Below are 22,644 nucleotides of genomic sequence, written 5' to 3' on the forward strand. Positions count from 1 at the left end.
GCATTCGTAGCCGGACACCGCGCCTTGCGACGACAGCACGTCCATGCTCTGCGCGCGCGAGATCCGCGGCAGCAGTTCCATCGCGAACGCGGTGATGCGCTTGTCCATCAGCAGCTTCACGCGCTCGGCATCGGACCACGGCTGCAGCAGGCCGATCAGCACCGAGCCTTCGCGCATCGACGCAATCCGGTCGGCCGACGGCGGCTGCACGCACAGCACGACGTCCGACGAACTGAAGATCTCCGCGGCGCTCGCCGCGAACCTGACGTCGGCGAACGCTTCGTCCCCGTAGTGGGCCGGCGCGCCTGCGCCGGTCTGCAACTGCACTTTCGCGCCGAGCGCGGCGAATCGCTTCGCGACGTCCGGCACCAGCGCGAGCCGCCGCTCGCCTGGTGTCGTCTCGGCGGGTACTCCGATCAAGAGAGACATCCGCAGCTCCTTTCTTCATTCGTATGCGGACGCGACCCTCGAGAGGCGACAGCGTCCGGTCAAAAAAAACAGTTCGTCGGCGTCCGGCCGACGAACTGCGCAAGCCCTGCGGTCGCCGTTGAGGAGGGTGCGACCGTCGGGGCGGGGTGGAGGAGACAGGCGCCCCGCAGCGCCGTGGCCGACCGGAGGGGAGGAAGTCTCCGGGGCCGTGAATTCATCCTAACCCAGCCTTTTAGAAAAAACCAACAATTTTGTTTTTTTGATATAGTGGATTCACTCGCTGGCGTAATCGACGGTCGACGGCTCCTCGCCCGACTGCACGGCCGATCCGACAAACCGGCATTCCATCGCCCGCCCCGCGCGGCGCGAAGCTCGAAAACCAAAACTCGAAAGGGGACCACGATGACTCAACGCGAAGTACTGGTAGTGGGATGTGCACGCACGGCAATCGGCACGTACGGCGGCACGCTGAAGGATGTGCCCCTTTCCGACATCACGACGGTCGCGGTGCGCGCTGCGCTCGAACGCTCGGGCGTCGCACCGGCCGAAGTCGGGCAGGTCGTCATCGGCAACGTGATTCCGACCGAGCCGCGCGACGCGTATCTGAGCCGCGTCGCGTCGATCGACGCGGGCATCCCCAAGGAGACGCCGACCTTCAACGTCAACCGCCTGTGCGGCTCGGGCCTGCAGGCGATCGTCTGCGCGGCGCAGACGATCCTCCTCGGCGACACCGAGGTCGCGGTCGGCGGCGGCGGCGAGTCGATGAGCCGCGGCCCTTACGTGCTGCCGGCGCTGCGCTGGGGCGCGCGGATGGGCGACAACGGCGCGGTCGACTACATGAACGGCATCCTGCACGACCCGTGGAAGAAGATTCACATGGGCATCACGGCCGAGAACGTCGCCGAGCGCTATGGCATCACGCGCGCGATGCAGGACGAGCTCGCTCTGGAAAGCCAGCAGCGTGCCGCCCGCGCGATCGCCGAAGGCCGCTTCAAGGAGCAGATCGTCCCGGTCGAGATCAAGACGCGCAAGGGCACGACGCTGTTCGACACCGACGAGCACGTGCGCGGCGACGTCACTTTCGAGGCGCTGGCGCAGATGAAGCCCGTCTTCCGCAAGGACGGCGGCACCGTGACCGCCGGCAACGCCTCCGGCCTCAACGACGGCGCGGCCGCAGTCGTGCTGGCCGAAGCGAAGCGCGCCGCCGCGCTGGGCCTGAAGCCCCTCGCCCGCCTCGTCGGCTACGCGCACGCGGGCGTCGAGCCCGAATACATGGGCATCGGTCCGATCCCCGCAGTACGCGCCGTCCTCGAACGCACCGGCCTCAAGGCCGACCAGATCGACGTCATCGAAGCGAACGAGGCGTTCGCGGCGCAGGCGTGCGCGGTGACCCGTGAACTGGGGCTGGACCCGGCAAAGGTGAACCCGAACGGCTCGGGCATTTCGCTCGGCCATCCGGTCGGCGCGACCGGCGCGATCATCACGACGAAGGCGATCCACGAGCTGCACCGCACCGGCGGGCGCTACGCGCTGGTGACGATGTGCATCGGCGGCGGCCAGGGCATCGCGGCGATCTTCGAGCGCGTCTGAACACAAGCGACAACAACAGCGAGGAGGCAAGAAACATGGAAATCAGGACGGTCGGCGTCATCGGCGCCGGAACGATGGGCAACGGCATCGCGCAGGTCTGCGCGGTCGCCGGTTACGACGTGGTGATGGTCGATCTTTCGGCCGAAGCGGTCGACCGCGGCGTCAAGACGATTACCACGAGCCTCGACCGGCTCGTGAAGAAAGAAAAGCTCGCCGCGAGCGAGCGCGACACCGCCCTCGCCCGCGTCCGCGCGACGACGCAGCAGGCGGACCTCGCCCGCGTCGACCTCGTCATCGAGGCGGCGACCGAGAACGAAGGGCTTAAGCTCAAGATCCTCGCCGAGATCGACGCGCTGCTCAAACCCGAAGCGATCATCGCGACGAACACGTCGTCGCTGTCGATCACGAAGCTCGCCGCGGCGACAAAACGCCCCGAGCGCTTCATCGGCACGCATTTCTTCAACCCGGTCCCGGTCATGGCGATGCTCGAACTGATCCGCGGCCTGCAGACGACCGACGACACGCTCGCCGCGGTCGAGGCGTTCGCGGCGCGCATCGGCAAGACGACGATCGTCGCGAAGAACAGCCCCGGCTTCGCGGTGAACCGCATCCTGTGCCCAATGATCAACGAGGCGGTGTTCGCGCTGCAGGAAGGCCTCGCATCCGCGGCCGACATCGACGAAGGCATGAAGCTCGGCTGCAACCATCCGATCGGCCCGCTCGCGCTCGCCGACCTGATCGGGCTCGACACGATGCTCGCGGTCATGGAGATGTTCTACGCCGGCTTCAACGACCCGAAGTACCGCCCCGCACCGCTGCTGCGCGAGATGGTCGACGCCGGCTTCCTCGGTCGCAAGAGCGGCCGCGGCTTCTTCGACTACCGCTGAGGAGTTCGTCATGGATTTCTCCCTCTCCCCCCAGCTCGCCGCGCTGCGCGACCGCGTGCGCGCCTTCGTCGCCGACGAAATCATCCCGATGGAAAAGGACGCGCGCCAGACCGCGCACGGTCCGACCGAGGAACTGCGCCGCGAGCTGATCGCGAAGGCGAAGAAGGCCGAGCTGCTGTCCGCGCACGTGTCGCCCGAATACGGCGGGCTCGGCCTCGACCACCGCAGCAAGGCGGTGTTCTTCGAGGAAGCCGGCTATTCGATGCTGGGCCCGGTCGCGCTGAACATCTTCGCGCCCGACGAAGGGAACATGCACCTGATGGAAGTCGTCGCGACGCGCGAGCAGAAGGAGCGCTGGCTACGCCCGCTCGCGGCCGGCGAGACGCGCTCGTGCTTCTGCATGACCGAGCCCGACCCGGGCGCGGGATCCGACCCGTCGATGCTGCAGACGATTGCGGTGCGTGATGGCGACGACTTCGTCATCAATGGGCGCAAGTGGTTCATCACCGGGGCGGAAGGCGCCGCGTTCGCGATCATCATGGCGAAGCTCGAGGACGGCCGGGCGACGATGTTCCTGTCGGACATGGACCGCCCGGGCATCACCGTCGAACGCTCGATGGACACGCTCGACCACTGCTTCCCCGGCGGCCACGGCGTCGTGCGCTTCGACAACCTGCGCGTGCCGGCGACCGACATCCTCGGCGAGCTCGGCGAGGGCTTCAAGTACGCTCAGGTGCGGCTCTCCCCTGCCCGGCTCACGCACTGCATGCGCTGGCTCGGCGCCGCGCGGCGCGCGCACGACATCGCGACCGACTACGCCCGCCGCCGCCAGGCGTTCGGCAAGCCGCTCGGCAGCCACGAAGGCGTCGGCTTCATGCTCGCCGACAACGAGATGGACCTGCACGCGGCGCGGCTCGCGATCTGGCACACCGCGTGGGTGCTCGACCAGGGCGAGCTCGGCATCCACGAGTCCAGCATGGCGAAGGTCATCGCGTCGGAAGCCGCGTGGCGCGTCGTCGACCGCTGCGTGCAGATTCTCGGGGGCCAGGGCGTGACCGGCGAGACGGTCGTCGCGCGCATCTTCGCCGACATGCGCGCATTCCGCATCTACGACGGCCCGTCCGAAGTGCATCGCTGGAGCATCGCGAAGCGCGTGATGAAGGGCCTCGCCGGCCCGCAGGCGGCGAAATGACGCGCGCGCATCAACAAGGAGAACCGGTCATGAACGACACGATGCGTAGCGCGCTCGAACGCTTCGTCGCGACCGCTGCCCAGGCGGACGCGGTCGCGATCGCCGAGGCGACGCTGCTCTCCGGCGGGGCGATCCAGGAGAACTGGCTCGTCCGCGCCGAAATTTCCGGAGGCCGGCATGCCGGCGTGCTCGACGCGGTCGTGCGCACCGACTCGCCGTCCGGTGTCGCGGTGAGTCACGGGCGCGCGCAGGAGTTCGCGCTGCTGAAGGCGGCCTTCGGCGCCGGCGTCACGGTGCCCGAGCCGCTGTGGCTGTGCGAGGACCGCGAAGTTATCGGCCGGCCGTTCTTCGTGATGCGCCGCATCGCCGGCACTGCCGCGGGCCACATGCTCGTCAAGGACGAGCGCCTCGGCGGCGACCGCGTGAAGCTCGCCGAGCGCCTCGGCGCCGAGCTCGCGCGCATTCACTCGATCCGCCCTCCGCGCGCCGACCTCGGCTTTATGCCGACTTACGATGACGCGCCGGCGCTGCATTCGGTCGCGCGCTTTCGCGACTATCTCGACGCGCACCACACGCCGCATCCGGCGCTCGAATGGGGCTTGCGCTGGCTCGAGCGCCACGCCCCGGAGCGTGGGGACTATGCGCTCGTCCACGGCGACTTCCGCACCGGCAACTACATGGTCGACGAGCATGGCCTCACCGGAGTGCTCGACTGGGAGTTCGCACACTGGGGCGACCCGATGGAGGATATCGGCTGGTTCTGCGCGCGTTGCTGGCGCTTTGGCGCGATCGCGAGGGAAGCCGGCGGCATCGGGGCCCGCGAGGACTTCTACCGCGGCTACGAGAACGTCTCCGGCCGCCCGCTCGACCGCGCCCGCGTGCGTTACTGGGAAGTGATGGCGCACCTGAACTGGGCGATCATCGCGATCCAGCAGGCCGAGCGCCACGTCTCGGGCGAGGAGACGTCGCTGCTGCTCGCGCTGACCGGCCACATCGTGCCGGAGCTCGAATACGAAATTCTCACGATGACGGAGAACTGAGATGCGCGACCAACCCACCGGCGAAGGACTGCTCGAAACGGCGCGCGCGGTATTGCGCGACGACCTCATCCCGACCCTGCCATCCGACAAGCGTCACGCCGCGCTGATGATCGCGAACGCGCTGTCGATCGCGGCACGCCAGTTGAAGCACGGCGACGCTGGCGAGCGCGCCGAACTCGCGGCGCTCGAACGGCTGCTGTCCGAGCCGTTCCCCGCGCGGACCGACGATGCACCGGCGCTGCGCAATGCGCTCGTCGCGGCGAACCGCAGCCTTTCGCAATGGATTCGCGCCGGCCGGTCCGACGACGGAAACCTGCGCGACAGCGTCCGTGCCCACCTCGACGCCGTGATCCGGCGCAAGGTCGCCGAAAGCAATCCGAAATACCTCGGAGCGAAGGCATGACCGAAGGGATCACCTGTTCTCCGGGTCTGCCCGGCACCCGATGCCGCCGCCGCATCTACCTGATGCGCCATGCCGACGTCAGCTACTTCGACGCCGACGGCCGACCGCTCGACCCGCGAACGGTGCCGCTCACCGCCGAAGGCCGAAGCCAGGCGCACGCGGCCGGACGCATGCTGGCCGAGGTGCCGTTCGACCTCGCGATCTGCTCCGGCTTGACCCGCACCGTCGAAACCGCCTGCCTCGTGCTCGGCGAGCGCGACCTGCCGCTGCTCGAAGAGCGGCGGCTGCGCGAGGTGCGCGGCGGCCGGCTCGCGGAGGTGCCGACGGAAGCGCTCGAGCGGACGGTCGCGTTCGCCTACGACGGCGCGGCCGACCCCGACGGCGGCTTCATCGGCGGCGAACGCTGGACGGATTTCGACGCGCGGGTCAGCGACGCGTGGCGGGAGCTGGTCGCCCGCGACGACTGGCTGAACCTGCTCGTCGTCGCCCACGACGGCGTCAACCGTGTCCTGATGTCGCAGGTGGTCGGCATCGGTCTCGCCGGGCTCAAAGCGTTCGAGCAGGATCCGGCTTGCGTGAACATCATCGAACTCGACATCGGCCACGGTAAGATCGAGCGGGCATATCTGCGCGCGGTGAACATCGCCGCGTACGACCTCGTCCGCGACGGCAAGCATTTGATGGTGATGGAGAAGATTCATCGCAATTACGCGGCAGGCCGGACGGCGGCCGAGGCACGGACGATGCAGGACTCGGACGTGCGGGAGACTGTGCGGGGATGATGCACGACGCAGACTATTGAACCGGCAATCCGATCCAACCGTTCGGCGCAAGCCTGTCGAAGGGGGGTGGCAGGGCTTCGACAAGCTCAACCCGAATGGTATTCGGTTGCCGCGTTAATCAAGAACAACGATCAAGGAGACACCATGAACGGCCCCGAATCGAACACCCTCGACGCTCCCCTGCTCCACTGGCGGGACGGTGCGATCGCCCACCTCCGCTTCAACCGGCCGCAGTCACTGAACGCCGTCGACAGCGCCATGGCGTCCGCCTTCCTCGCCGCATGCAAGAGCATCGCCGCCGACCCGGGCGTCCGGGTCGTCGTGATCTCCGGGGAGGGCCGCGCGTTCATGGCGGGCGGCGATATCGCGCAGTTCCGCGACGACGCGGCGTCGATCCCGGAAACCCTGATCGGTCCGCTGCACCAGGCCGTCCGCATCCTGACGATGCTTCCCGTGCCGGTCGTCGCCAGCCTGCAAGGCGCCGTCGCCGGCGCGGGGATGAGCCTCGCGCTCGCGTGCGACCTCGCCGTCGCGGCCGACAACACGCGCTTCAACTTCGCGTATGTCAATCTCGGCACGAGCTGCGACCTCGGCGCATCGTGGTCGCTGCCGCGTCTCGTCGGCCTGCGCCGTGCGCTCGAGATCGCGCTGCTGTCCGATCCGATCGACGCCGCCGAGGCGCTGCATCTTGGACTCGTGAATCGCGTCGTCCCGGCCGAAGCGCTCGCGGATGAAACCCTCAAGCTTGCCCGCCGCCTCGCCGCCACGGCGCCCACCGGTCAGGCGATGCTGAAGCGGCTGATGCGCGATTCCTTCTCGCATGACCTGCCCGAGCAGCTCGTCGCCGAGCAGCTCGCGTTTGCCAAGTGTGCGGCGACGAAGGACTTCGGCGAGGCGGTGTCCGCGTTTCTCGAAAAGCGCCGGCCGGTCTTCACCGGCAAATGACCTGCGCTTTCGGCGGTTGCGCACCCGTCGTGCGCCCGCCACGAAAAAGAACCGAATCCCAATGGAGAGCAAAACCCCATGAACCCCGTGCTCCTCGTCGAGACCCGAGACAAAGTCGGTCTGATCCGTTTCAACCGTCCGGAAGTGCATAACGCGATCAACGAAGACGTGATGAACGCGCTGAGCGAGGCGCTCGACGCGTTCGAAGTCGACCCGAACGTCGCCTGCGTCGTGCTGACCGGCTCGGAGAAAGTTTTCGCCGCCGGCGCCGACATCGCCGCGATGCGGAACCTCGAATTCGTCGACGCCTACACCACGAACTTCGTCACCCGCAACTGGGACCGGCTGAAGACCTTCCGCAAGCCGGTGATCGCCGCGGTGAATGGCGTCGCGCTCGGTGGCGGCTGCGAGGTCGCGATGATGTGCGACATCATCTTCGCCGCCGACAACGCGCGCTTCGGCCAGCCCGAAGTCAAGCTCGCGACGATTCCCGGCGCCGGCGGCACCCAGCGCCTTCCGCGCGCGATCGGCCGGACGAAAGCGATGGACATGGTCCTGACCGGCCGCCTGATGGACGCGCAGGAAGCCGAACGCAGCGGTCTCGTCGCGCGCATCTTCCCGCCCGGGCAGGTGCTCGAAGAAGCCCTCGCGACCGCCGCGACGCTCGCCGAATACTCGCTGCCGGTGCTGCTGATGCTGAAGGAATCGGTGAATCGGGCCTACGAGGCGCCGCTGAACGAAGGCCTGCTGTTCGAACGCCGCATGCTGCACGCGACCTTCGCGCTCGAGGACCAGAAGGAAGGCATGGCCGCTTTCGTCGAGAAGCGCAAACCGGAATTCCGGCACCGTTAGGCGGCGAGCGGTTGCCTCAGCCGGCGAGGTACTCCTCGGTCGATTTGACGATCGCACAGGCGAATGCGAACGCCGCCACCCTCCTCTTCCGCCCCCCTGGCGTCTCCGGTCGTTTCCGTGGCGTCCATCACGGATTTCCCGGCTACCGCAAGACGCAAGTGGGCAATTTTGCTTACGGCTGCAGGTTTCATTCGCGCCCGTGTTCAACCATGATGAGTATCGCTGCGGACGCGTGATGCGGCCGGCTGCGATTCACCGCACCGCGCTCCCGGCTTGCAGCCGCAGAACCCCCCAACGGAAGAAGGAACGCATGCGATGAACACTCGGCTCCGTATCTCGACTTTCCTTGCCTCGGTCCTGCTTGCCGCCGCCGGTAGCGCCGTCGCTCAGAATCCCGCCGCGGAGGCGTCGCTCGCGCCGACGCAAGGGAACAAGGCCGCCGGAACAGTCCGCTTCACGCAAGCCGACGACGGCGTACGCGTCGAAGCGCGCCTCACCGGGCTCACCCCGGGCGGGCACGGCTTCCACCTGCACGAAAAAGGGGACTGTTCCGCTCCGGACGCGACGAGCGCCGGCGGGCACTTCAATCCGACGAAGAAAGCGCACGGCCATCCCGACGAGGGCGAACATCACCTGGGCGACCTGCCGATGCTCGATGCGGACGCCAAAGGGGAAGCCTCGGTGACGACGGTGGTGAAGGGTGTGTCGATCAGCGATGGCGACACCGGCATCGTGGGGCGGGCAATGATCGTGCACGCCGCCCCCGACGACTACAAGACGCAACCGACGGGCAACTCCGGCGCCCGCGTCGCGTGCGGCGTCATTCAGGCGAAATAGCACCCGGAATTCCGCGCCCGGCGCTCACTGCAAGTCCAGGACGCCCTCCTGAATTTTCGGCCCCCGCCTGCAAGCGGCGCGCCGGCTTCGCGGTCTGCCGCAGCGGCGATCGTTCAAGGCTTGCCGATGTCGCCGCAGAAGATGTCGAGGTTTCCGTCTGCCGGCCCCGTTCGAACCACGACTGCATGGGGGCGGGACTGGAGCGTCGCGAGCGGCACCGGGACCGTGTTCGACACTTTGAATGGCGGGCCGGCGCTCGCGGCCATCGAAAAAACGCTGAAGGATTCGGCAAGCACGCGGTCCGTCAGCGTGTAGGCCGGAGTCGGACTCAAGGCGCCGCAGGAGCCTTCGTGAATATAGGTGTAAAGGTGCACCGGACGGGTCGAATGGTCCGGGACACCGCTCACCTCCACCCGGACGTCGGTTTCGTCGCGTCGGGGAGTGAGCATCGCCCGGCCGATTTCGCCGGTATTCACCCGCGTCGCGGTCATCCGGACCGGTATGCTCTCGCCGCCGGCCCCGTCCGCGCCCTTCCAGTCAGCGCCGGCGCACCCCGCGAGCACGCCGACTATCGCCAAGGCCAGGATTCCCGAACTTCCCATCGCCGTTCTCCAACCACGCTCGCTGGAGATGAGACAGCGAGGCGGCGAATTCAGCACGAACGCCGCGCGAATTCGACCGCCTCACCGGGGAGACGCTACGCCTCGACCGGCTCGCGAATCAGGTGATCGAAGGCCGACAACGAAGCCTTCGCGCCTTCGCCCATCGCGATGACGATCTGCTTGTACGGCACCGTCGTGCAGTCGCCGGCCGCGAAGACGCCCGGCACCGACGTGCGGCCGTGCGCATCGACGACGATCTCGCCGAATTTCGTGCGCTCGACCGTGTCCTTCATGAAATCGGTGTTCGGCAGCAAACCGATCTGCACGAAGATGCCTTCGAGCTCCACACGGTACGACTCGCCCGACTTGCGGTCCTTGTAGATCAGCCCGTTCACCTTCACATCGCCGGTCACTTCCGTCGTCTGTGCATTCGTGACGACCGTGACGTTCGGCAGGCTCGAAAGCTTCTTCTGCAGCACCGCGTCCGCGCGCAGCGAATCGGCGAATTCGAGCAGCGTCACGTGCGCGACGACGCCGGCGAGGTCGATCGCCGCTTCGACGCCGGAGTTGCCACCGCCGATGACCGCGACGCGCTTGCCCTTGAAGAGCGGACCGTCGCAGTGCGGGCAGTACGCGACGCCCTTGCCGCGATATTCCTTCTCACCCGGGACGTTCATCTCGCGCCAGCGCGCGCCGGTCGCAATGATCACCGACCGGGCCTTCAGCGACGTCCCGTTTTCGAGCCTGACCTCGATCCGCTCGCCCGGGATCACGGCGGCAGCGCGCTGCAGGTTCATGATATCGACGCCGTACTCCCTGACGTGCTCCTCGAGCGCCATCGCGAGCTTCGGGCCGTCGGTCGCCTTCACCGAAATGAAGTTCTCGATCGCGAGCGTATCCATGACCTGCCCGCCGAAGCGCTCGGCGACGATGCCGGTGCGGATGCCCTTGCGCGCGGCATAGATCGCCGCCGCCGCGCCCGCCGGTCCGCCGCCGACGACGAGCACATCGAACTCGTCCTTCGCGGCGATCTTTTCGGCCGCGCGCGCGCCCGCCGCCGAGTCGATCTTCGCGACGATCTCGGCAAGCTCCATCCGCCCCTGGCCGAAGTGCTCGCCGTTGAGGAACACCGTCGGCACGGCCATCACCTGGCGCTCGTTCACCTCGTCCTGGAACAGCGCGCCGTCGATCATCGTGTGGCGGATGTTCGGATTGATGACCGACATCAGGTTCAAGGCCTGCACGACGTCCGGGCAGTTGTGGCACGACAGCGAAATGTAGGTCTCGAACTCGAACGTGCCTTCAATCGCGCGGATCTGCTCGATCAACTCCTGATCCACCTTCGGCGGATGGCCGCCGACCTGGAGCAGCGCGAGGATCAGCGACGGGAACTCGTGTCCCATCGGCAGGCCCGCGAAGCGGACGCGCGCGTCCTCACCCTTGCGCTTCAGCGCGAACGAGGGTTTGCGCACGGCTTCGCCGGAAGCGTCGGTGACGGTGATCAGGTTCGACTGCTCCGCGACGTCGCCAAGCAGCGCCTTCATTTCACGCGACTTTTCGCCGTCGTCGAGCGCGGCGACGATTTCGATCGGCTGCGTGATTCGTTCCAGGTAGGTTTTCAACTGGTTCTTGATGTTGGCGTCGAGCATGGCGATTCCTCCATAGAAAGGGGTCGAGGGTGGTGGATGGGTGGTCGCCCGGCGGCCGGAGATTCCCGGCCGCCGCTCAGGCGCGGCCCGGAAAACCCGGGCCGGAAGGACTTAGATCTTCCCGACGAGATCCAGCGACGGCGCGAGGGTCGCGTCGCCTTCCTTCCACTTCGCCGGGCAGACTTCGCCCGGGTGCGACGCGACGTACTGCGCGGCCTTCACCTTGCGCAGCAGCTCCGAAGCGTCACGGCCGACGCCCCCGGCATTGATCTCGATGATCTGGATGCGACCGTCGGGGTCGATGACGAAGGTGCCGCGGTCGGCCAGGCCCTCTTCTTCGATCAGCACGTCGAAGTTGCGCGAGATCGCCATCGTCGGGTCGCCGATCATCGGGTATTGGATCTTGCCGATCGTCTCCGAGCTGTCATGCCACGCCTTGTGCGTGAAGTGCGTGTCGGTCGACACGCTGTAAATCTCGACGCCCAGCTTCTGGAATTCCGCATAGTTGTCGGCGAGGTCGCCCAGCTCGGTCGGGCAGACGAAGGTGAAGTCCGCCGGGTAGAAGAACACGACCGACCATTTGCCCTTGAGCGTCTCGTCGGTGACGGGGACGAACTTTCCCTGATGGAACGCGGTCGCTTTGAAGGGCTTGATCTGGCTGTTGATCCGGGACATTGCTTGCTCCTTGTCGTGTTGGAAACGTGTGTGAGATCGCTCTCGACGCTTCTACTTTAACGGCCCGGTCGTAATAGCTCCAATTGAACGTTGAAATACGATTAATAGCTTTGTTCGATGGTGAGACAATGAAAGATTGGAGAGGCGTCGCTCTCGGCGCTGTGGAACCCATGTCCCTTCTCCCGAATTTCCGCGCGATCCTGCTCTTCGCGGCGTTGCTGCTGACGCTGTCGCCGGCCCACGCGACGGCCGCCGCGCAATGGCAGGGCGCGGCCTTCAAGGGCGATCGCGCGATGCTGGAAAAGCTCGCCGCGGCGGGCGCGAAAACGGTGCGCGTCTATGACGAGGACGACGCGTGGGTGCTCGACGAGGCCGCGCGGCTCGGCCTCAAGGTCGTCATGGGTCTGTGGATAGACCATCCACGGCACGGGCGGCTCGACTTCGAAGACGCCGCGGTGCGGCGCGCGCAGGAAGAATCGATCGTCGCATTCGTCCGGCGTTACAGCGACCACCCCGCGCTTCTCGCCTGGGGCGTCGGCAACGAGGTCGAAACCGCCCTCCCCGACCCGCTCCCGGTATGGCGGGAAATCGACCGGCTCGCCGCCGTCGTCAAGGCGATCGACCCCGCGCATCCGACGCTGATGGTCGTCGCGGACGCGGGTGTCGAACGCCTCGCGCCGCTCGCGACCTGCTGCGCGAACGTCGATATCCTCGGTATCAACGTCTACGCCGGCGCGGTGTTCGACCTGCCCCGGCGTCTCGCGGCGATGGGCATCACGAAGCCGGTCGTCGTCGCGGAACTCGGGCCGCTCGGACAGTGGCAGGCCGGACGCAAGCCGTGGGGCGCACCGGTGGAACTCACTAGCAGCGAGAAGGCGAAGTTCTACCGCGACGCGCTCGCGTTCCTGCGCGCGCAGCCGCAGATCGCCGGCGTGTTCCCGTTCCTGTGGGGTTCGAAGCAGGAGCAGACCGAGACTTGGCACGGCCTTCTTCTCGCCGACGGCAGTGCGACCGCGATGACGGACGCGGTGGCCGCGGCGTGGGGCGCGCCCGTCGCCGAGCCTGCGCCACTGATCCGCGGAATCGGCATCGCCGCCGACGTCTTCGCCCCGGGTCAGGAGATTTCGGCCGGCGTCGACGCCGCCGCGTTCGACGGCTCGCCGCTCGCGACCGAATGGAAAGTCGTCGCCGAAGCGACCGACCTGCGCCTGGGCGGCGACGCGGAAGCGGCACCGGCCCGAATCCCGGTGCATGTAAAGCACACCGACCCCGCGACCGTGCGTTTCATCGCACCAAACCGGCCGGGCGCGTACCGCCTCTTCATGACGATCCGCGACCGCAACGGCAAAGCGGCGACCGCGAACCTGCCGTTCCTGGTGCGCTGAGACCGGCACTCCCGCGACAGCGCGAAGACCGGTCCACGGCCGCGATCGGGATCGCTACGGCGCCTCCGTCCCCACCGTGCGACGCCGAATTTCGGTCGGCGGGACAGCCTGTATCGGTTCGCGCCCGGTGCCACTCCCTCTACTCCGCCGACTCCAGGTCGCCGATCACGGCCGACAAAAAGCGCGCCGCCTCGCCGCCGGTGACGACGCGGTGATCGAAGGTTAGGCTCAGCGGCAGGATCTTATGCACGGCCGGCGCGCCGCCGACCGCGACGACCTGCTCATGCACCCGCCCCGCGCCGAGGATCGCGACGGTCGGGGGCATCACGATCGGGCTCGCATATTTGCCGCCGATCATGCCGAAATTCGACAGCGTGATGGTGTTGCCGCGCAGCTCGTCCGCCGGAATCCTGCGCGCGACGACGTCGGCGCGCATGCGGTCGAGGCCTTGGCGCAGGTCCGCGGGTTCCCGGTTCGCCACGTCGCGCAGCACCGGCACGAAGAGCCCGTCGGGCAGGTCGACCGCGATGCCGACGTGGACCTTCTCGAGCACTCGGCGCCCCATCGTGTGACTTTCGTACCACGCATTGAGCCCGGGCGACGCGCGGCATCCGGCGACGAGCGCGCGGACCAGCCGGATCGTCACGTCGCTGTCCGTCGGCCACGCGTGGATGTCGGCGTCGTCGATGACCGTCGCGGCGGCCACTTCGCTCTGCGCGAGCGCCATGTTCTGCGCCATCGCGCGCCGGACGCCGCGAAGGATCTCGGGCGGGCCGACTTCGGCGAGGATCTTCGCGACCCGCTGCACGTCGGACCCGAGGATCACCCCATCCGGACCCGACGGCGTCACCATCTCGAGTTCGACGTTCAGCTGGCGGGCGAGCGCGCGGACCGCCGGCGTCGCCTTGATCGCCGCGCCGCCGTGTCCGACCGCCGCGGGCGGCTCCTGCTTCAGCTGGTTGCCAATCTGCATTTCCCCGACGACGGTGCCCGAGTCGCCTTCGTCCGCGGCGCCGACGAAACCGATCAGCGGTGCGCCGACCTGCACGATCTGGCCCGGCTCGCCGAAGAGCTTCTCGATGCGCCCGGCCTGTGGGGACGGGATCTCGACGATGGCTTTCGCGGTCTCGACCGACACGACGGGCTGGTCGGCCTGGACCTCGTCACCCGCTTTCACGTGCCACTCGACGATTTCCGCTTCCTGCAGGCCTTCGCCCAGGTCGGGCAGTTTGAATATTCTCATGCTCCCTCCAGCGTCTTGCGGACTGCCGCAACGATGCGCTGCACGCTGGGCAGGTACTGGTATTCGAGGCGGGACAGCGGCATCACCGTGTCGTATCCCGTCACTCGCTGCACCGGGGCGAGCAGCGAGTACAGCCCCTGCTCGGCGAGATTCGCCGCGATCTCCGCGCCGAAACCGCCCGTCCGTGCGGCCTCATGCACGATCACGCAGCGGCCCGTCCTCGTGACCGAGTCGAGGATCGTCGCCATGTCGAGCGGCTTCAGCGTCGCGACGTCGATGATCTCGGCCGCGACGCCTTCCTGCGCGAGCGCATCGGCCGCCGCCTGCGTCTCGTGCAGCGCCGCGCCCCAGCTGACGAGGGTCACGTCGGTGCCGCTGCGCAGCGTGAAGCACACGTCGAGCGGCAACGCCTCGCCGTCGTCGGCGACTTCCTGCTTGAAGAGGCGATACAGCCGTGTCGGTTCGAGAAAGACGACCGGATCCGGGTCCCGGATCGCGGCAAGCAGCAGGCCGTATGCGCGCGACGGCGATGACGGCACGACGACGCGCAGTCCCGGCATGTGCGCGAACATCGCTTCGGGGCTTTCCGAGTGATGCTCGGGCGCGTGGATGCCCCCGCCGGACGGCGACCGCAGCACCAGCGGGCACGACAGTCGGCCGCGCGTGCGATACCTCAGGCGAGACGCGTGGTTGATGATGTGGTCGATCGTCGGATAGATGAAGCCCGAGAACTGGATTTCCGCGACCGGCTTGAGTCCGGCCGCGGCCATGCCGACTGCGGTGCCGGCGATCGCGGTTTCGGCGAGCGGCGTGTCGATCACGCGCGCCGCCCCGAAGCGCTGCTGCAGGCCGACGGTCGCGCGGAATACGCCGCCATTGACGCCGATGTCCTCGCCGAGGAGCACGACCGACGGGTCCTGCGCCATCTCGTGCGCGAGCGCGCGATTGACCGCTTCGACGAGATTGAGCTCAGCCATGGCCGCCTCCGTCGGGCGCGAACGCGAGCGCGGTGTCGCGCTGCTCCTGCAGCGCGGCCGGCAGCGTCCGATAGAGGTGGTCGAACATCGCCTTCGGCGTCGGAGGCGGAATCGCGAGGTAGGCCTGCACCGCCTGCTCGACGGCCTCGGCGCATTCCTTCGCGAGCCGCTCTTCCTTTTCCTGTTCCCACGCGCCGAGCCGCACGAGATGCGCCCGCAGCCGGCGGATCGGCTCGAACGACCATTGCTCCTGAACGACGGCCGGGTCCCGGTAACGGGTCGCGTCATCGGCGGTCGTATGATCGCCGAGGCGATAGCTGATCGCTTCGATCAGCGTCGGTCCGCCGCCGCCCCGTGCTTTCTCGATCGCGCGTCGCGCGGCATCGTGCACCGCGACGATGTCGTTGCCGTCGACCTGCAGCCCTTCGATGCCGGCGGCGATGGCCTTCTGCGCGAGCGTGCCGCTCGCCGACTGCATCGGGCGCGGCACCGAGATCGCCCACTGGTTGTTGTTCACGACGATCACCAGCGGCGCCTGCCACACCGCACCGAAGTTCATCGCTTCATAGAAGTCACCTTTCGACGTCCCGCCGTCGCCGAGAAAACATACCGCGACGCGCGCTTCGCCGCGCAGCTTGAACGCGTACGCGGCGCCGGCGGCATGGCAGACCTGGGTCGCGATCGGCACGCACACCGGCAGGTCTTCGCGCGGCCAGGCGAAGTCGCTGCCGCGCTCGTCGCCACCCCAGTACAGCAGGCTCTCGGTCATCGCGACGCCGCGCACGAACTGGGCGGCGTGATCCCGGTACGACGGGACGAGCAGGTCTTCGTTGCGCATCGCGCTCGCGACGCCGACACCGATCGCCTCCTGCCCGAGCGCGGACGCGAACGTCCCGATCTTGCCGGTGCGCTGCAGCGCGATCGCCTTCGTGTCGAAAGTCCGCGTCAGTTGCATGGCGCGGTAGAGCGGCACCAGAACCTCCGGGTCGCGCGCGAACTCGGGCAAAGGTGTTACGACCTCCCCTTGCGGATCGAGAAACCGCGTGTAGTCGACCTGGAACCGTGCGACGGTAGCCATGACGATCTCCTTCTTCTGCCTCAGTCTAGACCATGCCGTCGGGCTTTCGATCCGGGCGCGGCAAGGGTACGCCGCGTCGCATCGGGCGCATGAACAGGGAGGCGCCGAGGCGGTGGTGTTGTCTATGATCAGACGAGCGGCAGTCCAACTTCGTTCGAGGAGAATCGCCCATGCAGCCGAGAGAAATCATCGTGAACCAGGTTCGTGCGGCGCTGGAGCGCGACGCGCGCATCGATCCGGCCAACTTTCCGGTCGACATCCTCGTCGATGGCAACGCCCTGACCTTGAGCGGCGAAGTCCCGAGCATCGCGTGCAAGCGTGCCGCGGTCAGCGCCGTCAGCGACCTCGACGGGGTCGACAAGACGGTCGATCGGCTCCGGCTCGCTTCGGCGGTCGAGATCGGCGACGGTGCGATCCGCGACGCCGCGTGCGACTCGTTGACGCGCGACGTGGACTTCCTCAACTGCTCGCTGCGCGCGCTGAATTCCGGGCGCATGGAGGTCCTCCGCTTGGCGGGCGGCGACTCCAGCGGTGAAATCGACATGACGGTGAAGGACGGCGTCATCACCCTCGACGGTCACGTGATCAGCCTGTCGCACAAGCGGCTCGCGGGCGTGCTCGCCTGGTGGGCGCGCGGCTGCCGCGACGTCGTGAATCAGCTCGAAGTACGCCCCGCGGAAGACGACAACGACGAGGAAGTGATCGAGGCCCTGCGGCTCGTCCTCGAGACCGATCCGCTCGTGCCGGCGGCCCAGATCGCGATCGACTGCCACGATTTCATCGTCACGCTGCGCGGCGTCGTCGCAACGGAGGAGGAACGCAAGCGCGCCGAACTCGACGCGTGGTATCTGCACGGCGTCAAACGCGTCAACAACGAACTCGAAGTCCGCGCGACGTCCTGACGGGGGTTCGTGCAGGAATCGGCACCGATAGGCATCGCGTGCGGCACATGGCGCGAGCGTCGCGCCGTGGCGCTTCAGCGCGCGTGGGTGCGGCGCGGGTAGACGACGAACGCGCCGCGGATTTTTTGGGGAGACCCGGAGATGACCGATGACCTCTCGACCCGATCCTGCACCCCTTGCCGCGGCGGGAGCCCGCCGCTCACGCACGCCGAAGCCACGCGTTATCTCGCCCAGGTGCCGGATTGGACGCTTGTCGAAGACGGGGCGCGCATCGAACGGCGCTTCAGTTTCGGAAACTTCCGGGACGCGATGAATTTCGTCGTTGCCGTCGGCGAGCTTGCGGAGACGCAGGGCCACCATCCCGATGTCGCATTCGGCTGGGGCTGGGCGAGCATCTCGTGGCAGACGAAGAAAATCGGCGGCCTGCACGACAACGACTTCGTCATGGCAGCGAAGACGGATCGTCTGGTCGCCGGATGAGCGAAGCGGCGCCCGCCCTCGTCTGGCATGGCGCCGCTTCCGGTTTTTTCGGGGCTGTTGCGCCCCTTTCGATCTTGCTGCCGGCGGTCAGGCCGCCTTCCGGCGGTCCGGAAAGTCGATGATCATGCTGCGCGTCCTGCGCTCGACGAACTGCCGCACGTTGTTCCCACGCGATTGCTCGAAGCCGGTGTCGACATTGCCGCCGGCCGTCTGCCACGCCATCGCGGCCTCGATCTGCCGGTCCCACGCGAGTCCCCAGGTTTCGGGCATGTCGAGCGGCGGAATGAACTCGCACTCCAGCTTGTGAACAGCCAGTTGTCCTGCCGAGTTTTGCATTTATCCCTCTCCTGCTGATTGAATTCGTCGCCACACCGCGATGCGTGGCCGATGTTCCGGCATCGACCGGTAGCTGTAGAAAAACTACCGAGACAGCGAATTATCGTCCCCGCGGGCCGCCTCTGCCGATACCTCTCAACCGGTAAAGTGCCTCCCGTCTTTCTGGGAAAAAGTGCTGTCCGGATGCCCGGGGCGTTAACGGGAGAGATGAGGCTCGCTAGCTGCCGCCGTCCCGCGACTGTCCGGTTTCGACCATGCCGCGGACGCTTTCGGCGAGCCGCTTCTCCTTCTCGCTGTCGCCGGCGCTCTCGTCCATCGACGACGGCGGGCGGACGATTCCGCGCTGCACCGCCGGCCGCTCGCGAATCTGGTTTCGCCAGCGCGTCAGGTGCGGCAGATCGTCAATCTCGACGCCCGACCAGTTGTGGGTGCGCACCCACGCCCAGTTCGCGATGTCGGCGATCGAATACTCGCCCGCGAGAAACTCGTTGTGCGCGAGGTGGCCGTCGAGCACGCGGAACAGTCGCCGGCACTCGCCCTGATAGCGGTCGATCGCCGGCTGGATCTTCTCGGGAAAGTAGCGGTAGAAGATGTTCGCCTGCCCCATCATCGGACCGATGCCGCCCATCTGAAACATCAGCCACTGCAGCACCCGCGAGCGGCCTTTCGCATCCTCCGGCATCAGGCGGCCGGTCTTCTCGGCGAGGTAAATCAGGATCGCCCCGGACTCGAATACCGCGAAATTGTCCTCGGCACGGTCGATGATCACGGGGATCCGCCCGTTCGGGTTGATTTGCAGGAACCAGGGCTCCTTTTGCTCGCGCTGCGCGAGATCGAGAACGCGCATCGTGTAGTCGAGCGACAGCTCTTCGAGCGCGATCGAGATCTTGTGCCCGTTGGGCGTGGCGGCCGTGTAGAGATCGATCATTTTCTTCCTTCCGGTCTCAGAAACTCAAAACCCGGCGTGTCCCGCCGGTGTCAATGAAGCACGCCACCTTGCGCCCTTTCGCGCAGGAAATCGACGACCTGATCGGGCGGGAGCGGGCGGCTGATCAGATAGCCTTGCAGTTCGTTGCATTTGAAGAGCCGAAGGAACTTCGCCTGCTCCTCCTCTTCGACGCCTTCGGCGATCACTTTCAGGTCGAGCGAGTGCGCGAGCGAGATGATCGTCGACACGATCGTCATGCTTTCCGGGCTCTGGTTCATCGTTTCGATGAACGACTTGTCGATCTTCAGCGCGCTCACCGGCAACTTGGCGAGGTAGCCGAGCGACGAATAGCCGGTGCCGAAGTCGTCGATCGCGATGTCGCCGCCGAGGCGGCGGATCTCGTCGAGGCGCGCGATGTTCTCCTCGAGCTCGGTCATGATCATGCTTTCGGTGATTTCGAGGTCGACGAGGGCTGAATCGCCGTCGGCTTCCTCCAGCGCAGCCCGCACCGAGTCGACAAAGTTCTCCTGCTGCAACTGGATCGCCGACACATTCACGGCGATGCGCGGCGCCTCGATTCCCGCCGACCGCCAGTGCCTCGAATCGGCGAGCGCCTGCCGGATCGCCCATAGCCCGATCTGCAGAATCATCCCGGTTTCCTCGAGGACCGGAATAAACCTGTCGGGCTGCACGAGCCCCGTCTCCGGATCGTTCCAGCGCATCAGCGCCTCGAGGCCGGTCACATGTCCGTTGGTTCCCGAAACCTTCGGCTGGTAATACAGCACGAATTCGTCCCGTTCCATCGCCTGCCGCAGCCGGTTTTCCAGCATCAGCGTTTCAGCGACGCGGGCGTTCATCTCGGGCCCGTAGAAGAGATAGTTCAGCCCGGAGCCTCGCGCCTTGCGCAATGCGGCCTCGGCGTTGCCCAGGAGCGTCTCGGCGTCCTCGCCCGCATTGCCGAATACCGCGACGCCCGCGGACGCTGCGATGCGCAGTTCCTGCTGCTCGACTGCGATCGGCCTGCCGAGAACGTCCGCGACGATCTGCTCGATGAGGTGCGCGAGGTCGATCGCCTCCCGCCGGTCGTGGATGATGCCGGCAAAATGATCGACGCCGATCCGCGCGAAGTCCATCGGGTTCGGCCAGTTATCCAGGAAGCGCTGGCCGATCTCGCGCAGCACCAAGTCGCCGATCTGCCGCCCGAAGGTCTCATTGATGTGGCGGAAACGGTGAATGTTCCAGACGACGACCCCCACCATTTCGCCAGCGTGTTGGCGTGCGCGGGCGATCGCCTGGGTCAGATGCTCGTGCAGGTGCGCACGGTTCGGCAATCCGGTGAGCATGTCGTGATAGGCAAGAAACGCGAGGCGGTCCTTCTTCGCGATGTATTCGAGGGCGAAGGACACGTCGCCCGCGAGCTCGCGCAACAACTGCAGCTCTTCGCCGGCGAAGAAGTCGGGTTCGAGCGCATACAGGACAAGCACCGCGACGACATCGTTTTCGGTGAAGAGCGGCAGCGCGATCTTCGACCGATGCCCGCGCTCGACCGCGCCCGGCAGATGGACGATCTCGTCGCCCATCGACGCGATGTCGTTGATGAACACCGGCGCGCGCTCCGATACGGCCTGCGCGACGAGACTGCGCGCGCCACCGTCTTCCACGGACAGTCGAAACTCGCGCGCGAACCGGTCGTCGATTCCCGCCCACGCTGCTGGCAGGATCTGCGCGGTTTCCGCGTCGACTTCACCGATCCACGCGATCCCGAACTCACCCGCCTGGACGGCAATACGGCACGCCTCCTGAAACAACGACTCGCGATCGTGGACGCGGACGATCGTCGAGTTGATGCCGCTGAGCACCGCATAGACCCGCGTCAGCCGGCGAATCCGCTGCTGCTGCGCGTTGCGCTCGAGGAATTGTCCGATCTGGCGGCCGAGCGACGCGAGCGTCTCGATCAGCGGGACTTCGAAAGCGGCGCCGTCGCGTCCGAAGACCTCGATCACGCCCGCGACTTCGCCCCGCACGACGATCGGAAACGCGCCGCCCGATTTCAGGGCAGCTCGGACGGTGTCTTCGGACCACCGGCATCCGGGCTCGGGGCGGATGTCTTCGCACCACACCGGCTTGCGGCTCGCCCACGCCCTCCCCGAAAGTCCGCGGCCCGGCTCGAGGATCAGGCGTCGCACGTTCTCCGTCCACGCCCCGCACTGCACCGGCGGTCGACACCATGCATCCAGGCATCGCAACGCCCGCCCCGCCTCATCGACCGTCCACAGCGCGCCGGCCGAAAAATCGAGCTCCGCGCCGATCGCCTGCAACACCTGCAACGCCACCTCGTTGAAGCTCACCGCGTCGCCGAGGATGCGGGCGACCGCGTACTGCACGCGGAGGTGACGCTGGGCGCGCTCGCGCTCGGCGATTTCCGCCTCGAGAAGGCGCGCGTGCTCGGTCGCCTGGCGGTAGAGCGAGCCGTTCTCGTAGATGCGTCCGACCTGTGCGGCGAGTATCCGCAGCAGCTTCTCGTCCTCGTCGCTGAAGCCGTCCGCGCCCTCCCTGTTTCCAAGACAGACCCAGCCGTAGACCTTCGTGAGCGAAGTCAGCGGCGCCACGAGGAAGGAACGCAGGCGCGGGTAAGCGTCCGGGAGACCGGGCACGCCGACGCTCTCCGTCGAGACCCGCCGCACCACGCGCTTCGCGCGGTAAACCTCTCCGGGAATGCCGGCCTGGAGGTCGAGCGGACCCAGCGCGGATGCGACCTCGGGCGGAATCCCGCAATGAACGGCATACGCGATCACCTCGCTGTCCGTCGCCCGCGCGACCACCGTTCCCGTTTCCGCCGCGAGCAGGAGTCGCGCGTTGCTGCAGACGTGCGACAGGAGCTGCTCGAGATCCGTCTGGGACGCGAGTTGCAGATTCAGTTCGATCAGCGCTTCGAGCTTGTCGCGCGCGATCTGCAGTTCCGCGACCTGCTCGGCGAGCTTGCCGGTCATCAACTGCAGGTGCTGCCGGTCGAACTCGGGTTGCGGCAATCCGCTTCCCGGCTTTTCGTGCGGCACGCCGAGCGCCCTGGTGACGACACGGATCACTTCCTCCGGGTCGGAAGGCTTGCCGAGGATGTCGATCACGCCGCATGCCTTCGCAAGTTGCTGCGCTTCTTCCTCGAGGTAATAGGCGGTGTAGAAGACGACCCGCGTGTCGGCGATCGCGGGCTCCGCACGCAACTGGCGCACGAATTCGTAGCCGTCGAGCGTCGGCATCAGAATGTCGCAGATCACGAGGTCCGGCGCTTCGCTGCGCACGATTTCGAGCGCGGCGGCCCCATCGGCCGCCTCGATCACTCGATGCCCGAGCGCTTTGAGAATCGTCGCGAGCAATTCCCGGTTGGCGGGAATATCGTCGACTACCGCAATGACGGCCATACGCGATCCTTGT

Annotated in this window: 21 protein-coding genes and 1 pseudogene; 12 read left to right on the forward strand and 10 right to left on the reverse strand. The window is 67.0% G+C overall.

Features of this window, described 5'->3' with window-relative positions:
* Positions 1 to 429: pseudogene (locus V6M37_RS10980) on the reverse strand (NAD(P)(+) transhydrogenase (Re/Si-specific) subunit alpha); the annotation flags it as partial.
* A gap of 402 nt (positions 430 to 831) precedes the next feature.
* Between V6M37_RS10980 and V6M37_RS10985 the strand changes: the two are divergent.
* From V6M37_RS10985 to V6M37_RS11025, 9 genes are all read left to right on the forward strand, one after another.
* A complete protein-coding gene (locus tag V6M37_RS10985) occupies positions 832 to 2,019 on the forward strand; it encodes an acetyl-CoA C-acyltransferase family protein (RefSeq protein WP_332673179.1) in 1,188 nt (395 codons plus the stop codon).
* A gap of 35 nt (positions 2,020 to 2,054) precedes the next feature.
* Positions 2,055 to 2,906: a 3-hydroxybutyryl-CoA dehydrogenase gene (locus V6M37_RS10990; RefSeq protein WP_332673180.1), complete on the forward strand. Its 852-nt coding sequence runs from the start codon at positions 2,055 to 2,057 to the stop codon at positions 2,904 to 2,906.
* 10 nt (positions 2,907 to 2,916) lie between these two features.
* Entirely contained in the window at positions 2,917 to 4,098 is a 1,182-nt protein-coding gene (locus V6M37_RS10995; RefSeq protein WP_332673182.1) for an acyl-CoA dehydrogenase family protein, read from the forward strand.
* A 29-nt stretch (positions 4,099 to 4,127) separates the two neighbouring features.
* Complete coding sequence (locus V6M37_RS11000; protein ID WP_332673184.1) at positions 4,128 to 5,138, forward strand: phosphotransferase family protein; 1,011 nt, start codon at positions 4,128 to 4,130, stop codon at positions 5,136 to 5,138.
* A gap of 1 nt (position 5,139) precedes the next feature.
* Entirely contained in the window at positions 5,140 to 5,541 is a 402-nt protein-coding gene (locus V6M37_RS11005) for a DUF6285 domain-containing protein (RefSeq protein WP_332673186.1), read from the forward strand.
* Positions 5,538 to 6,323, forward strand: coding sequence for a histidine phosphatase family protein (locus V6M37_RS11010; protein ID WP_332673188.1), 786 nt, complete (start codon positions 5,538 to 5,540; stop codon positions 6,321 to 6,323). Before V6M37_RS11005 ends, V6M37_RS11010 begins: the two co-directional genes overlap by 4 nt.
* A gap of 144 nt (positions 6,324 to 6,467) precedes the next feature.
* Positions 6,468 to 7,268: an enoyl-CoA hydratase/isomerase family protein gene (locus V6M37_RS11015; protein WP_332673191.1), complete on the forward strand. Its 801-nt coding sequence runs from the start codon at positions 6,468 to 6,470 to the stop codon at positions 7,266 to 7,268.
* A gap of 78 nt (positions 7,269 to 7,346) precedes the next feature.
* Positions 7,347 to 8,120: an enoyl-CoA hydratase gene (locus tag V6M37_RS11020; RefSeq protein WP_332673193.1), complete on the forward strand. Its 774-nt coding sequence runs from the start codon at positions 7,347 to 7,349 to the stop codon at positions 8,118 to 8,120.
* A gap of 273 nt (positions 8,121 to 8,393) precedes the next feature.
* On the forward strand, positions 8,394 to 8,957 hold the full coding sequence (locus V6M37_RS11025; RefSeq protein WP_332673196.1) for a superoxide dismutase family protein: 564 nt from the start codon (positions 8,394 to 8,396) through the stop codon (positions 8,955 to 8,957).
* Positions 8,958 to 9,070: 113 nt separating this feature from the next.
* Here the strand turns inward: V6M37_RS11025 and V6M37_RS11030 are convergent, their stop codons facing one another.
* The 3 genes from V6M37_RS11030 to ahpC all read right to left on the reverse strand — a co-directional run bounded on the left by V6M37_RS11030 (position 9,071) and on the right by ahpC (position 11,883).
* Positions 9,071 to 9,559, reverse strand: a complete 489-nt coding sequence (locus V6M37_RS11030; RefSeq protein WP_332673198.1) for a hypothetical protein — start codon at positions 9,557 to 9,559, stop codon at positions 9,071 to 9,073.
* A 95-nt stretch (positions 9,560 to 9,654) separates the two neighbouring features.
* Complete coding sequence (gene ahpF, locus V6M37_RS11035; protein ID WP_332673201.1) at positions 9,655 to 11,208, reverse strand: alkyl hydroperoxide reductase subunit F; 1,554 nt, start codon at positions 11,206 to 11,208, stop codon at positions 9,655 to 9,657.
* Positions 11,209 to 11,319: 111 nt separating this feature from the next.
* Positions 11,320 to 11,883, reverse strand: coding sequence for an alkyl hydroperoxide reductase subunit C (gene ahpC, locus V6M37_RS11040; RefSeq protein ID WP_332673203.1), 564 nt, complete (start codon positions 11,881 to 11,883; stop codon positions 11,320 to 11,322).
* Between the two features lie 170 nt (positions 11,884 to 12,053).
* Between ahpC and V6M37_RS11045 the strand changes: the two genes are divergently transcribed.
* Positions 12,054 to 13,268, forward strand: coding sequence for a glycoside hydrolase family 2 TIM barrel-domain containing protein (locus V6M37_RS11045; protein ID WP_332673205.1), 1,215 nt, complete (start codon positions 12,054 to 12,056; stop codon positions 13,266 to 13,268).
* A gap of 139 nt (positions 13,269 to 13,407) precedes the next feature.
* Here V6M37_RS11045 and V6M37_RS11050 read toward each other — a convergent pair whose 3' ends face one another.
* From V6M37_RS11050 to pdhA, 3 genes are read right to left on the reverse strand one after another with little or no spacing between them, the layout of a single operon-like run.
* Complete coding sequence (locus V6M37_RS11050) at positions 13,408 to 14,511, reverse strand: dihydrolipoamide acetyltransferase family protein (protein WP_332673207.1); 1,104 nt, start codon at positions 14,509 to 14,511, stop codon at positions 13,408 to 13,410.
* Positions 14,508 to 15,488, reverse strand: a complete 981-nt coding sequence (locus V6M37_RS11055; RefSeq protein WP_332673209.1) for an alpha-ketoacid dehydrogenase subunit beta — start codon at positions 15,486 to 15,488, stop codon at positions 14,508 to 14,510. Before V6M37_RS11055 ends, V6M37_RS11050 begins: the two co-directional genes overlap by 4 nt.
* A complete protein-coding gene (gene pdhA, locus V6M37_RS11060) occupies positions 15,481 to 16,566 on the reverse strand; it encodes a pyruvate dehydrogenase (acetyl-transferring) E1 component subunit alpha (RefSeq protein WP_332673211.1) in 1,086 nt (361 codons plus the stop codon). Before pdhA ends, V6M37_RS11055 begins: the two co-directional genes overlap by 8 nt.
* A gap of 170 nt (positions 16,567 to 16,736) precedes the next feature.
* Between pdhA and V6M37_RS11065 the strand changes: the two genes are divergently transcribed.
* Together V6M37_RS11065 and V6M37_RS11070 are read left to right on the forward strand one after the other, a co-directional pair.
* Positions 16,737 to 17,468: a BON domain-containing protein gene (locus V6M37_RS11065; RefSeq protein ID WP_332673214.1), complete on the forward strand. Its 732-nt coding sequence runs from the start codon at positions 16,737 to 16,739 to the stop codon at positions 17,466 to 17,468.
* 141 nt (positions 17,469 to 17,609) lie between these two features.
* Positions 17,610 to 17,948 (forward strand): 4a-hydroxytetrahydrobiopterin dehydratase, encoded by a 339-nt coding sequence (locus tag V6M37_RS11070; protein ID WP_332673216.1) that lies wholly within the window; start codon positions 17,610 to 17,612, stop codon positions 17,946 to 17,948.
* Between the two features lie 87 nt (positions 17,949 to 18,035).
* On the opposite strand, the gene V6M37_RS11075 is transcribed toward V6M37_RS11070, so the two are convergent.
* From V6M37_RS11075 to V6M37_RS11085, 3 genes are all read right to left on the reverse strand, one after another.
* Positions 18,036 to 18,284 (reverse strand): hypothetical protein, encoded by a 249-nt coding sequence (locus V6M37_RS11075; RefSeq protein WP_332673218.1) that lies wholly within the window; start codon positions 18,282 to 18,284, stop codon positions 18,036 to 18,038.
* Between the two features lie 217 nt (positions 18,285 to 18,501).
* Positions 18,502 to 19,212, reverse strand: coding sequence for a glutathione S-transferase family protein (locus tag V6M37_RS11080; RefSeq protein WP_332673220.1), 711 nt, complete (start codon positions 19,210 to 19,212; stop codon positions 18,502 to 18,504).
* A 50-nt stretch (positions 19,213 to 19,262) separates the two neighbouring features.
* Entirely contained in the window at positions 19,263 to 22,631 is a 3,369-nt protein-coding gene (locus V6M37_RS11085; RefSeq protein ID WP_332673222.1) for an EAL domain-containing protein, read from the reverse strand.
* Positions 22,632 to 22,644 lie beyond the last annotated feature (13 nt).

This window comes from Aromatoleum sp. (assembly GCF_036675785.1).
In the GTDB taxonomy this organism is placed as follows: domain Bacteria; phylum Pseudomonadota; class Gammaproteobacteria; order Burkholderiales; family Rhodocyclaceae; genus Aromatoleum.